Origin of the sequence: Flavobacterium fontis (assembly GCF_900129405.1) — a bacterium.
GTDB classification, from domain to species: Bacteria; Bacteroidota; Bacteroidia; order Flavobacteriales; family Flavobacteriaceae; genus Flavobacterium; species Flavobacterium fontis.
In genome coordinates this window covers 1-12,085 of the sequence record NZ_FQVQ01000001.1, presented here as the reverse complement: position 1 = coordinate 12,085, position 12,085 = coordinate 1, and the positions used below count along the sequence as shown (strand labels likewise).

The following is a 12,085-nucleotide window of genomic DNA, read 5'->3' as shown; positions in this document are numbered from 1 at the left end:
CAACAAACCCATGGCAAAATATACCGAAGACGACTTAAAAGTCGAATTGGAAAATAAAGAGTACGAGTATGGATTTTATACCGATATCGAAAGCGAAACCTTTCCAGCCGGTTTAAATGAAGATATTGTTCGTGCCATTTCCAAGAAAAAAAACGAGCCCGAATGGATGACCGAGTGGCGTTTGGAAGCGTTCCGAGCTTGGCGCGAAATGGTAGAACCCGAGTGGGCCAATGTGCATTACGAAAAGCCCGATTTTCAGGCGATTTCCTATTATTCGGCACCCAAGAAAAAAGATAAATACGCTTCCCTTGATGAGGTTGATCCCGAGTTGTTGGACACCTTCAAAAAGTTGGGAATTTCTTTAGACGAACAAAAAAAATTGGCTGGTGTAGCCGTTGATATTGTGATGGATTCAGTTTCAGTGGCCACCACATTCAAAAAAACTTTAGCAGAGAAAGGCATTATTTTCTGCTCGATTTCGGAAGCGATTCAAGAGCATCCCGAGTTGGTTCAAAAGTATATCGGTTCCGTCGTACCCCAAAAAGATAACTTTTATGCCGCGTTGAATTCAGCCGTATTCTCCGACGGTAGTTTTTGTTACATTCCCAAAGGCGTGCGTTGCCCCATGGAATTGTCAACCTACTTCCGTATCAATCAGGGAGGAACAGGACAGTTTGAGCGTACGCTCGTCATCGCCGATGAAGGCAGTTATGTATCGTATTTAGAAGGGTGTACCGCACCGAGTCGCGATGAAAATCAATTGCATGCGGCGGTGGTCGAATTGATTGCGTTGGACAATGCTGAAATCAAGTATTCTACCGTTCAAAACTGGTATCCTGGAAATAAAGAGGGGAAAGGCGGGGTGTACAACTTTGTGACCAAACGCGGATTGTGTGAAACCAATGCCAAAATCTCGTGGACGCAGGTAGAAACCGGTTCGGCTGTAACCTGGAAGTATCCAAGCTGTGTGTTGAAAGGCGATAATTCTATTGGAGAATTTTATTCTATCGCGGTTACCAACAACTTCCAACAAGCTGATACGGGAACGAAGATGATACATTTAGGGAAAAACACCCGCTCAACCATTATTTCCAAAGGAATCTCGGCGGGGAAATCGCAAAACAGCTACCGAGGGTTGGTTCAAATTGGAGCGCGTGCCGAAAATGCGCGTAACTTCTCGCAATGCGATTCGTTATTGATGGGGAACCAATGTGGGGCGCATACCTTTCCTTATATCGAAAGTAAGAACGCCACGGCTCGTATTGAGCACGAAGCCACTACCTCCAAGATTGGTGAAGATCAAGTATTTTATTGCAACCAACGCGGAATTCCCACCGAAAAGGCAATTGCTTTAATTGTAAATGGTTTTAGCAAAGAAGTCCTAAACAAATTACCGATGGAATTCGCCGTTGAAGCCCAGAAATTATTGGAGATTTCATTGGAAGGCAGCGTGGGGTAATTTGAAAATTCTAAATTTTGAATTTTAAATGAATTCTGGTTGACGTAAACTAAATAGAAAAATTACACGATTTAAATAAAAGTTTTAAGTGCGCAACAAGCCAACCTGAAACTTTAAACTTTAAACCTGAAACAAAAATAAAATGTTAAGTATAAAAAATTTACACGCTTCCGTTGAAGATAAAGATATCTTAAAAGGCATTAATTTAGAAATTAAAGCAGGTGAAGTACACGCAATTATGGGTCCAAATGGAGCGGGAAAAAGTACTCTGTCATCGATCATTGCGGGCAATGAAAATTATGAAGTTTCCGAAGGAGAAATCATTTTGGATGGGGAAGACATTTCAGAATTAGCTCCCGAAGAGCGCGCTCATAAAGGGGTATTTCTTTCGTTTCAATATCCGGTAGAAATTCCAGGGGTTTCGGTGACCAATTTCATCAAAACTGCCATCAACGAAAAGCGTAAAGCCAACGGTGAAGAGGAAATGCCAGCCAATGAAATGTTGAAGAAAATCCGTGAGAAATCGGAATTGTTGGAAATGGACCGCAAGTTTTTGTCACGTTCGTTAAACGAAGGTTTTTCAGGCGGGGAGAAAAAGCGTAATGAGATTTTTCAAATGGCAATGTTAGAACCCAAATTGGCCATTCTCGATGAGACCGATTCAGGTTTGGATATCGACGCTTTACGAATCGTAGCCAACGGTGTGAACAAGTTGAAAAATGAAAACAATGCGGTGTTGGTGATTACCCACTACCAACGTTTGTTGGATTATATTATCCCCGATTATGTGCACGTCTTGATGGACGGTAAAATCGTAAAAACCGGTGGCGCAGATCTTGCCTTGGCTCTAGAAGAAAAAGGGTATGATTGGATTAAGAGTGAGTTGAATTAGGTTTCAAGTTTCAAGTTTCAAGTTTCAGGTTTCAGGTTTCAGGTTTCAGGTTTCAGGTTTCAGGTTTCCGATAAAAGATATAAATTAGTGGTTTTAACCCTTTAATTTATAAGCCATGGCAACCATCAAACGATTTGAAGACCTCGAAATTTGGCAAGAAGCAAGAAAACTAGCTAAAGAAATTCACCAAATTACGGTTAACACTCCTCTGAAATCAGATTTTAGATTTCAACAACAAATAAAAGCTTCTTCAGGCTCCATAATGGACAATATTGCAGAAGGTTTTGAACGTGATGGCAATGCTGAATTTAAACAATATTTAGCGATTGCAAAGGGGTCTTCTGGAGAGACACGATCACAACTCTATCGGTTGTTGGATTATGGATACATTTCAGAAAAACAGTTCTTTGAACTGAAGATACAATATGAAAGTCTAAGTGGTAAGATTCATAGTTTTATCACCTATTTAAATAAACAAGAATTCAAGGGTAACAAGTTTCGTTAACGTTAAACTTGAAACCTTAAACTTGAAACTTTATACAATGGAATTGAAAGAAAAGCTTATTTCCTCATTCATGGCCTTTGAAGGGCAAATCGATGTGAATTCCGATTTGTACGATGTGCGCACTTCGGCGATTAAGAATTTTGAGCTCAAAGGGTTTCCCTCCAAAAAGGAAGAGGCCTGGAAATATACCTCGCTGAATGCTGTGTTGAAACATGATTTTACCGTGTTTCCAAAGCATGATTCGGCGATTGAGTTTAAAGATGTCAAAAAGTATTTTTTGCATGAAATTGACACCTACAAAGTCATATTCATCGATGGAAAATACAGTTCATTTTTATCGCAAACCACCCACGAAGGGTTGGATGTCTGTTTAATGTCATCAGCATTTACCAAGCCGAAGTACAAAATGGTGATGGATACCTACTTCAATCAAATCGCCAACAAAGACGAAACCTTAACGTCCTTAAACACGGCATTTGCAGCAGAAGGAGCGTATATCAATGTGCCCAAAAGTAAAGTTGTAGACAAACCGATTGAAATCATTTACTTTTCCACGGGTCAAGAAAATGCCTTAATGGTTCAACCGCGTAATTTGATTGTAGTGGGTGAAAATGCCCATGTGCAAATCATTGAGCGTCATCAAAGTTTGAATGAAAATCCTGTGTTGACCAATGCCGTAACGGAGGTGTTTGCCCAAAAACGTGCGATAGTGGATTATTATAAAATTCAAAACGATTTAGGATCTGCCAATTTGATTGACAACACCTACATCGCTCAAAAGCAAGAAAGCCACGTTTCGGTGCATACATTCTCTTTTGGAGGGAATGTAACGCGTAATAATTTGAATTTCTACCACCAAGGCGAGCGCATTGACTCCACTTTAAAGGGAATTACCATTATCGGGGGAAAACAGCATGTGGATCATTATACTTTGGTGCACCATGCACAACCCAACTGCGAAAGCCATCAAAACTATAAATGCATTGTCAATGACAGCGCAACTGGGGTTTTCAACGGGAAGATTTTTGTAGAAAAAGAAGCGCAAAAAACAGATGCTTTTCAGCAAAATAACAACATCTTATTGAGTGAGAAAGCGGTGATTAATGCCAAACCTCAATTGGAAATTTTTGCCGATGATGTCAAATGTTCCCACGGCTGTACGATTGGCCAATTGGACGAAAGCGCCATGTTTTATATGCAACAACGCGGTATTCCCAAAAAAGAAGCCAAGGCCTTATTGATGTATGCTTTTTCGAATGAGGTAATCGAAAGTATCAAAATCCCCGAATTGAAACAGCGCATCACTCAAATCATTGCCAATAAATTGGGTGTGAATCTGGGATTTGATTTGTAATTTTTATAAAAGATATAGATGGCGCAGGTTTTTACAACCTGCGTTATTTTTTTATACTCTTTACAATCCCGCTCAACAACGCGTTAAAGTCAAAGCCAGGATCTTCTTTCAATCCCATGCGTACTACTACCAAATCGTGGCTAGGAAAAATAGCAATCATTTGCCCTTGATAGCCACTGCAATAAAACATATCGCGCGGGACATCGGGAAATTTCCCACCTGCATTCAACCAAAATTGAGCCCCGTACCGATTGGCTGAGGTGGGGGTAGGCGTAGCCACATATTTTGCCCAATCTTCGGCAAAGATTTGCGTTCCATTCCACCACCCTTTTTGTAAATACAATTGCCCAAATCTGGCCCAATCTCTGGGTGTGGCCCACCCGTAGGACGAACCTACGAAATTGCCCGCCATGTCGATTTCTACGAGTGCCGAATGCATGCCAATTTTATCCAACAAACTATTGTACCAAAAATCAAGGTATTCTTGGTGCGATGCAAACTGTTGCCGTAAAATTCCGCTCAGTAAATTGGTCGTTCCCGAGGAGTAGTTCCAATGTGCATTGGGTTTTCCTACCAAGGGTTTATCGCGTTGTACGACTGGCATATCCCGTGCTTTAAAGAGCATATTTGTAGCATCACAAATTTTATCGTATTGCTCTTCCCATTCCAACCCCGAATTCATTTGCAATAAATTGTGAAGGGTAATTTTTTTACGCGCATCATTCTGCCATGCTGCGATAGGAGCAGGTTGTTGAACATTAAGCTTGCCTTGGTATTGTAAAATGCCAAAGTAAGTCCCCGTTAAACTCTTCGTCATCGACCATCCCAACAACCGCGAATCTTTTGTAAATCCGTCTGCATACTGTTCATACACCAAATGGCCTTTATACAAAACCACGACCGCACGAGTACGTTTGTTTTTTTCTCCCTTAGCATCAAAAGCTTGGGCTACCGTCTTTTGAAGTAAGGTATAATCGATGTTGGCAAACGTGCTGTCCTTGGGCGCTCCAGCTCCAAAAGGATACGGAATCGACGTATTGGGTTTTATGGTTCGCCGCGGCACTTGATAGGGTTGCGAGATATCAAATTCATCATCAATTAAAGTGGCACCCAATCCGGGACGGTATATGGCTTTGCGTTCTTTGATTCCATAGACACTGGAAAGGGCAAATTGTTCCGTTTTATGCACCGAATTTCGGGCCAAATCAACCAACGGAATGTCATTATCCCCCGATTCAATCACCTCCAACGAGCGGTTGTCGATGAATGTTCCCGAGGCAACACTTTTGGCTGAAAACCCTGAGATTAAATCCAGTTTTGGGTACACGGTGAGGTAAAAAACAACGATAAGCAGTGCAAGGAATATCGCAAGGTATTTCAGGATTTTTTTCATGGAAAAAGTTTGGTTTTGGATGTTCTAAAGTACAGAAAAATTAGATTCAAAAAACAGCGCAAAATGGACAAGTGATAAGGAAAAGTTAATTGACCAAAATGCCCGTAGAAAGGCGAAAGTTTTAATATCTTTGTATTTAGAAAAATTCTAAATAAAATGCTAGACCTACATAAAATACGCGCGGATTTTCCCATTTTAACACAGCAAGTGAATGGTAAGCCGCTGGTCTATTTTGATAACGGCGCTACAGCCCAAAAACCCCAAGTAGTGCTCGATGCCATCACGAAGTATTATAGCGAAATCAACGCCAATATTCATCGCGGGGTGCATACCTTGAGTCAGCTTGCCACCGATGCTTACGAAGTATCCCGCGGTAAGATTCAGCGTCATTTGAATGCCAAACACGCGCATGAAATTATATTTACCTCCGGTACCACTCATGGGATTAATGCGGTAGCTAACGGTTTTGCCTCTTTATTACGAGCGGGTGACGAAATATTGGTCTCGGCGATGGAGCACCACAGCAATATAGTTCCTTGGCAAATGTTGTGCGAACGTACAGGAGCCGTGTTGAAAGTTATCCCTATGAATGAAAAAGGGGAATTAATTCTATCGGAATACGAAGTGTTAGTATCGGAGAAAACAAAAATCGTGACGGTGAATCATATTTCCAATGCGTTGGGTACGATCAATCCGGTAGAATATATTATTCAAAAAGCGCACGAGGTTGGCGCAGCAGTTTTAATTGATGGAGCACAAGCAACGCCACATTTAAAACCCGATGTGCAAGCCATGGACTGTGATTTTTATGTGTTTTCAGGACATAAAGTATGTGGCCCAACGGGAACCGGAATCTTGTATGGAAAAGAAGCGTGGTTGAACAAGTTGCCACCCTATCAAGGCGGGGGCGAAATGATTGCCACGGTGAGTTTTGAAAAAACAACCTATGCCGATTTACCGCATAAATTTGAAGCCGGTACGCCCCATATTGCAGGCGGGATTGTGTTGGGAACGGCGATTGATTATTTGAACGAAATCGGTTTTGACGCTATCGCAGCCTATGAACACGAGTTGTTGGAGTACGCCACCCAAAAGTTGCTACAAATAGAAGGGTTGCGCATATACGGTACTGCCGCCCAAAAGACTTCCGTTATCTCTTTTAACATTGGAACCATTCACCCCTACGACATTGGCACGATTGTAGATAAGTTAGGAATAGCAGTGCGCACGGGACACCACTGTGCTCAACCCGTCATGGATTTCTTCGGAATTCCCGGAACGGTTCGCGCTAGTTTTGCTTTTTACAATACCAAAGAAGAAATTGATACTTTTGTAGAAGCACTGCACAAAGCCGTGATGATGTTATCTTAAAAGTTTCGTTTATGAAAGCACTAGTTCTCGTTTTATTTACCCTATTGATGGGAAAAGGTTGTTCCCAAAGCAATGCTGATTTAGCTTCGGCCAAACTCACCTACACGGCACACAGTCGCGGCATACACAAAGTGATTGTGCTAGAAAATAAAGAGTTGACTTATGAAAATGGCCGCGGAAAAGACGCAACCTTAACGGCTTCAACGCTATCTGATTCGGAATGGGAGGCTTTGGTAGGACAGTTCAAAACCATTTCTTTGGAACAATTGAATACCTATGCCGACCCAACGCAAGCACGCTTTTACGATGGGGCAGCTATTGCCAATTTGACTATAGAATACAAAGGCAACACCTACCGTACTAAAGATTTTGATCACGGAACACCTCCTGTAGAGATACAACCGTTGATTACCTCTTTGTTGGCCTTAATCAAAGAATAAATGACTATGACAACGCAAGCAATACAAGAAGCGATTGTAGATGAGTTTTCAATGTTTGACGACTGGATGCAGCGCTATGAATACATTATAGAATTGGGGAAATCGTTGCCGATTATCGCTGACCAATATAAAACCGATGCTAATATCATTAAAGGCTGTCAATCGAAAGTGTGGGTTCATGCGGAGGAAGAAGGCGGAAAAATTTGGTTTACAGCCGACAGTGACGCCATTTTGACCAAAGGAATTATCGCGTTATTAATTCGGGTGTTTTCAGGGCAAGAACCCAAGGTGATTTTGGAAACCGATACCACTTTTGTAGATGAAATTGGACTAAAAGAACATCTGTCCCCTACACGGGCCAACGGTTTGGTGTCGATGATCAAACAAATTAAGATGTACGCGTTGGCATTTGAATCAAAAAATACAAACTAACGATAGTTTTATGGAAGAATTTAACGATACCATCAATTTAGGAGAGAATGTTGTGAAAGTGCTCAAAGGCATTTACGACCCCGAGATTCCTGTGGATATTTATGAATTAGGATTAATTTATGACGTTATGATTAATGAAGATCATGAGGTTAAAGTGTTGATGACCTTGACATCGCCCAATTGTCCCGTAGCGGAAACTTTACCCGCGGAAGTGGAAGAAAAAATCAGAAAAATTGAGCATGTGAAATCCTGTGAGGTCGAGATTACTTTTGATCCGCCTTGGAGCAAGGATTTGATGAGTGAAGAAGCCAAGTTAGAACTAGGAATGCTGTAACGACGCTATGGACGAAATTGTAAATCGCGTTGCCCAGTCGGCTTTGATGGTTTTTGATTTGGAGGATTACTATCCAAAACAAGTCAAGTCGGGTGTAGATATCGCGCAATGGCTTGAAGAAGGGTTTTTATTGAAAGAAAAAGACTTTCGAGAGGCGCTAAAGAACCACGATTGGACACAATACCACGACCACCTTTGCGCAGTGTATTGTAGTACAGACGCTATTTTACCCGCATGGGCACCTATTTTAGTGAGTTCCTACCTCGCTTCCGAGGCCTACTGGGTTGTTTTGGGTTCACCTGAAACTTTGGATACCCAGTATTATCAAAATATTTTAGAGCATTTGGATTATTCATCCTACACCGATAAGCCGGTGATTTTAAAAGGGTGTTCCAAAAAGCCCGTACCGGATAGTGCTTATGTGGCCGCAATTCAAAAATTGCAAAAAGTAGCCAAAAGTATCATGTACGGGGAAGCCTGTTCAGCTGTACCCCTATTTAAAAAAAGCACTACAAAATTGTAGAAGACTCTCGTCATTTTCAGTTTGGAAATCACAGAAGTATCGCTATTTTTGCGCCGAATTTATAACCCGAAATTCCGTGAAAAAACATATAATTTTCCTTGCCTTGTGCAGTGTGAGTCTTGTTCAAGCCCAATTGAGCGAGCGTGATCTTTTGAATAAAACTGAAGAAGTGGTCAAAAATATCACGCAAGAAAAACCCAATGGATGGTCGCGCAAGGGCTTGGCGACATTTATTGCTAACCAGGCAATTTTCAATAACTGGTTGGCAGGGGGACAAACCAGTTTTTCGGGAAACATTTCGTTGAGTTATGATTTTAATTACAAAAGCGATACCTGGAACTGGGATAACAAATTGACCGCGGGCTATGGTATCACGAAGATTAAAAAACAAGAACTTCAAAAAACCGACGACCGGGTTCAATTCAATTCGTTATTAGGGAAAAAATTTACCGAGGTTTGGTATTATTCGATGTTTTTCAATTTTCGCTCACAATTTGATGCGGGATTTGAAAAAGGAATAAAAACCTCCAAATTGCTTTCTCCCGTTTTCCTACAGTTTGGTCCCGGGGTGCTTTGGAAACGAAGTGATAGTTTTAAAATAAACGTGGCGCCTGCGACTTCCAAAGTAGTGCTGGTTGATGCCGATTTTACACGTACAAGTGGTTCTTTTGGTGTCTTGCAAGGCGAAACCATGCGGTATGAGTTTGGTGCCGCTGTGAGTGGGTATTACAAATGTTTATTGATGGAAAATGTAACTATGGAGAATATTTTGAACCTTTACTCCAATTACAACGAAGACGCTCAAAATGTCGATGTGGATTATACTTTAAATGTTAATATGAAGGTAAACAAGTATTTAACCACCACTTTTGCTTTTCAAACCATTTATGACGATAATGCTTTTGCAGGCTTTCAAACGCGCCAAATCATCGGTTTAGGGGTGAACTACAATTTTTAATTCTTCAGTTAATTTTTCAAAAGCTCTCGAGAAGTTACGCATTCTCAACCGCGTCTTTGTAGTCGGGAAATAAGAATTTATTATAAGGAAAACGGGTGATGTGGATTTTCCGAACCGCTTCATATACTTTTTCTCTAAACTCTTCAAAATTAGCTTTCTCCGTGGCAGAGATAAAAATAGTGTGATCTTCTCCCAAATGACTCATCCAGGTTTGCTTCCATTCCTCCAACGTATAGTGTTTTCGGGTTCGTTCGGTGGTTAAATCATCTTCAGCAATGCTATCGTGTTGGTACGCATCAATTTTATTAAAAATCATCAAAGTAGGTTTGTCACTACTTTTAATGTCGGTTAAAATTTGATTTACCGACTCAATATGTTCTTCAAAATCAGGGTGCGAAATATCGACCACATGAAGGAGCAAATCGGCTTCTCTAACTTCATCCAAGGTACTTTTGAAAGATTCGATCAGCTGTGTAGGGAGTTTTCGGATAAATCCTACGGTATCAGAAAGCAAGAAAGGTAGATTTTTCACGACAACTTTTCGAACAGTCGTGTCAAGCGTCGCAAAAAGTTTATTTTCAACAAAAACATCACTTTTCCCAACAGCATTCATTAAGGTGGATTTCCCTACATTGGTGTACCCGACCAAGGCAACACGAACCATTGCGCCACGGTTGCTTCGTTGCACAGCCATTTGTTTGTCAATGGTACGAATTTTATCTTTCAATAAAGCGATTCGATCCCTTACAATTCGGCGGTCGGTTTCAATTTCGGTCTCCCCCGGACCGCGTAAACCAATTCCTCCCTTTTGACGTTCCAAGTGCGTCCACATCCCAGAAAGACGCGGTAACAAATACTGGCATTGGGCTAATTCAACTTGGGTTCGCGCATACGATGTTTCGGCCCGTTGTGCAAAAATATCGAGGATAAGGTTGGTTCGGTCTAAAACCTTGCAATCAAGTATTTTGGAAATGTTTTTTTGTTGGGAAGGAGAAAGTTCGTCGTCAAAAATAACGGTTGATATTCCATGCTCTTTGACAAACAAGTGAATTTCATCCATTTTTCCTGTACCCAAAAAGGTCTTGGGGTTGGGCCGGTCTAATTTTTGCCAAAACCGTTTAACCACTTCTCCACCCGCTGTAAACGTTAGAAATGCTAATTCGTCTAAATATTCTTTTAATTTATCTTCATTTTGAAATTGTGTAACAATACCGACGAGTACCGTTCTTTCAAAATTTATTTTTTCCTTTTCCAGCATAACTTCAAAAACAGACTACAAAAATAGGCAATAATGTTTACTTTTTTTTTCAAATACCCAATCAAACCCATCGAATACGTCTTAAAATTGAGTTTTTCCGCTGAGATTCAGATTTTTTTTTAAATTTGGAGATTAAATCATTCGAACACTATACTTTAATTAACTTAATCTCCATTGTAAATGAAGAAAATTACTTTCGTTCTTGCTTTACTGTGTACTTTTTTTGGGTTTGCCCAATTTCCGACTCCAGGAGTTGAGGGATTTGAGAATACGACCGGTCCGGACGTAGCTACAAATCCATCGCCTTGGACTTTGGGAACGGGAGCCACGGGTAACCAGTGGGCTGTTTTTGATAACGGTGTGGGTACTACCCGTCGTTGGACCATCAATACCTCAGCGGCCAATGTGTATGCAGGTACCAATGTGGCTTTCATGAATAATGAAAACATTGGTCAAGGTAACACTTCTGAAGACTATTTAGCAACGCCAAGAATAACGGTTCCCGCCAATGGAGAATTACGTTTTTGGACACGCTCAACACTATTGGGTGCCCAAGGTACCGAGTATTTTGTATTGGTAAATCCAACCCCGAATGCACCCGGAGCGCAAACCAATATCGCAGGCTATACCCAAACAGCGGCTTCCTATACAGAAGCAACCTTGTCCGCTACGTTTAACGTGTATGAAGAGAAGGTAATTGATTTATCGGCGTTTGCAGGACAGCAAGTCTACATTGCTTTCATGATGCGTTTTACCCAGCCTTCTACTGCTTTGGGTGGAGACCGTTGGTTGATTGATGCGGTGAGTTTGGTTGAACGTTGTGTAGTTCCTACGAATTTAACGATTAATAATATCACGCAAACTTCTGCGCTTTTAGGTTGGAACGGTACCGCTCCTCAATATGAAGTGGAAGTTGTACCTGCTACAGGTACTCCCACAGGTTCTGGCGTATTGGTTACCGGAAATAATTATACAGCCACAGGCTTAACACCTTCTACCGCTTATGTTTACTTTGTTCGCGCCGTTTGTGCACAGAGCAATAGTGCTTGGGTAGGTCCGTTTAACTTTACGACGGCTACGCCAGGTCTTACCTGTAACTCGGCCATCGCGGTTCCAAGTTTACCCTACAGCACCAATGATACTACGGCCAATTACGCCGACAATAC

13 protein-coding genes are annotated in these 12,085 nt (G+C 41.3%); 11 read left to right on the top strand and 2 right to left on the bottom strand.

What is annotated here, in order from left to right; all coding sequences use genetic code 11:
* The first annotated feature begins 10 nt into the window (after nt 1-10).
* From sufB to sufD, 4 genes are all read left to right on the top strand, one after another.
* Entirely contained in the window at nt 11-1,459 is a 1,449-nt protein-coding gene (sufB, locus tag BUC17_RS00065; protein WP_073360178.1) for a Fe-S cluster assembly protein SufB, read from the top strand.
* A gap of 142 nt (nt 1,460-1,601) precedes the next feature.
* Entirely contained in the window at nt 1,602-2,351 is a 750-nt protein-coding gene (sufC, locus tag BUC17_RS00060) for a Fe-S cluster assembly ATPase SufC (protein WP_073360176.1), read from the top strand.
* A 115-nt stretch (nt 2,352-2,466) separates the two neighbouring features.
* On the top strand, nt 2,467-2,856 hold the full coding sequence (locus BUC17_RS00055; protein WP_073360174.1) for a four helix bundle protein: 390 nt from the start codon (nt 2,467-2,469) through the stop codon (nt 2,854-2,856).
* A gap of 37 nt (nt 2,857-2,893) precedes the next feature.
* Nucleotides 2,894-4,210: a Fe-S cluster assembly protein SufD gene (sufD, locus tag BUC17_RS00050; RefSeq protein ID WP_073360172.1), complete on the top strand. Its 1,317-nt coding sequence runs from the start codon at nt 2,894-2,896 to the stop codon at nt 4,208-4,210.
* Between the two features lie 43 nt (nt 4,211-4,253).
* Here sufD and BUC17_RS00045 read toward each other — a convergent pair whose 3' ends face one another.
* Nucleotides 4,254-5,603, bottom strand: coding sequence for a serine hydrolase domain-containing protein (locus BUC17_RS00045; protein ID WP_073360170.1), 1,350 nt, complete (start codon nt 5,601-5,603; stop codon nt 4,254-4,256).
* Nucleotides 5,604-5,759: 156 nt separating this feature from the next.
* On the opposite strand from BUC17_RS00045, the gene BUC17_RS00040 reads away from it, so the two are divergent.
* The 6 genes from BUC17_RS00040 (at nt 5,760) to BUC17_RS00015 (ending at nt 9,661) form a co-directional block, all read left to right on the top strand.
* Nucleotides 5,760-6,974 carry an aminotransferase class V-fold PLP-dependent enzyme gene (locus BUC17_RS00040; RefSeq protein WP_073360168.1) on the top strand — a complete coding sequence of 405 codons (1,215 nt, stop codon included), beginning with the start codon at nt 5,760-5,762 and terminating at the stop codon, nt 6,972-6,974.
* A gap of 11 nt (nt 6,975-6,985) precedes the next feature.
* The gene (locus tag BUC17_RS00035; protein ID WP_073360166.1) at nt 6,986-7,414 is read left to right on the top strand and encodes a hypothetical protein; all 429 of its coding nucleotides are present in this window, start codon (nt 6,986-6,988) and stop codon (nt 7,412-7,414) included.
* Between the two features lie 6 nt (nt 7,415-7,420).
* Nucleotides 7,421-7,846, top strand: a complete 426-nt coding sequence (locus BUC17_RS00030) for a SufE family protein (protein WP_073361157.1) — start codon at nt 7,421-7,423, stop codon at nt 7,844-7,846.
* A 10-nt stretch (nt 7,847-7,856) separates the two neighbouring features.
* Nucleotides 7,857-8,180, top strand: coding sequence for an SUF system Fe-S cluster assembly protein (locus tag BUC17_RS00025; protein WP_073360164.1), 324 nt, complete (start codon nt 7,857-7,859; stop codon nt 8,178-8,180).
* 7 nt (nt 8,181-8,187) lie between these two features.
* Nucleotides 8,188-8,703 carry a DUF2480 family protein gene (locus tag BUC17_RS00020; protein ID WP_073360162.1) on the top strand — a complete coding sequence of 172 codons (516 nt, stop codon included), beginning with the start codon at nt 8,188-8,190 and terminating at the stop codon, nt 8,701-8,703.
* A gap of 76 nt (nt 8,704-8,779) precedes the next feature.
* Nucleotides 8,780-9,661, top strand: a complete 882-nt coding sequence (locus BUC17_RS00015) for a DUF3078 domain-containing protein (RefSeq protein WP_073360160.1) — start codon at nt 8,780-8,782, stop codon at nt 9,659-9,661.
* 34 nt (nt 9,662-9,695) lie between these two features.
* Here BUC17_RS00015 and hflX read toward each other — a convergent pair whose 3' ends face one another.
* Nucleotides 9,696-10,919 carry a GTPase HflX gene (hflX, locus tag BUC17_RS00010; protein WP_073360158.1) on the bottom strand — a complete coding sequence of 408 codons (1,224 nt, stop codon included), beginning with the start codon at nt 10,917-10,919 and terminating at the stop codon, nt 9,696-9,698.
* A gap of 180 nt (nt 10,920-11,099) precedes the next feature.
* Here hflX and BUC17_RS00005 point away from each other — a divergent pair.
* On the top strand, nt 11,100-12,085 hold a 986-nt coding region (locus BUC17_RS00005), incomplete at its 3' end, for a choice-of-anchor J domain-containing protein (RefSeq protein WP_143161672.1).

What these genes read in the sequence shown, in the direction of transcription:
- sufB (WP_073360178.1), top strand. Translation starts at nt 11, where the DNA reads ATGGCAAAATATACCGAAGACGACTTAAAAGTCGAATTGGAAAATAAA.
- sufC (WP_073360176.1), top strand. Translation starts at nt 1,602, where the DNA reads ATGTTAAGTATAAAAAATTTACACGCTTCCGTTGAAGATAAAGATATC.
- BUC17_RS00055 (WP_073360174.1), top strand. Translation starts at nt 2,467, where the DNA reads ATGGCAACCATCAAACGATTTGAAGACCTCGAAATTTGGCAAGAAGCA.
- sufD (WP_073360172.1), top strand. Translation starts at nt 2,894, where the DNA reads ATGGAATTGAAAGAAAAGCTTATTTCCTCATTCATGGCCTTTGAAGGG.
- BUC17_RS00045 (WP_073360170.1), bottom strand. Translation starts at nt 5,603, where the DNA reads ATGAAAAAAATCCTGAAATACCTTGCGATATTCCTTGCACTGCTTATC.
- BUC17_RS00040 (WP_073360168.1), top strand. Translation starts at nt 5,760, where the DNA reads ATGCTAGACCTACATAAAATACGCGCGGATTTTCCCATTTTAACACAG.
- BUC17_RS00035 (WP_073360166.1), top strand. Translation starts at nt 6,986, where the DNA reads ATGAAAGCACTAGTTCTCGTTTTATTTACCCTATTGATGGGAAAAGGT.
- BUC17_RS00030 (WP_073361157.1), top strand. Translation starts at nt 7,421, where the DNA reads ATGACAACGCAAGCAATACAAGAAGCGATTGTAGATGAGTTTTCAATG.
- BUC17_RS00025 (WP_073360164.1), top strand. Translation starts at nt 7,857, where the DNA reads ATGGAAGAATTTAACGATACCATCAATTTAGGAGAGAATGTTGTGAAA.
- BUC17_RS00020 (WP_073360162.1), top strand. Translation starts at nt 8,188, where the DNA reads ATGGACGAAATTGTAAATCGCGTTGCCCAGTCGGCTTTGATGGTTTTT.
- hflX (WP_073360158.1), bottom strand. Translation starts at nt 10,919, where the DNA reads ATGCTGGAAAAGGAAAAAATAAATTTTGAAAGAACGGTACTCGTCGGT.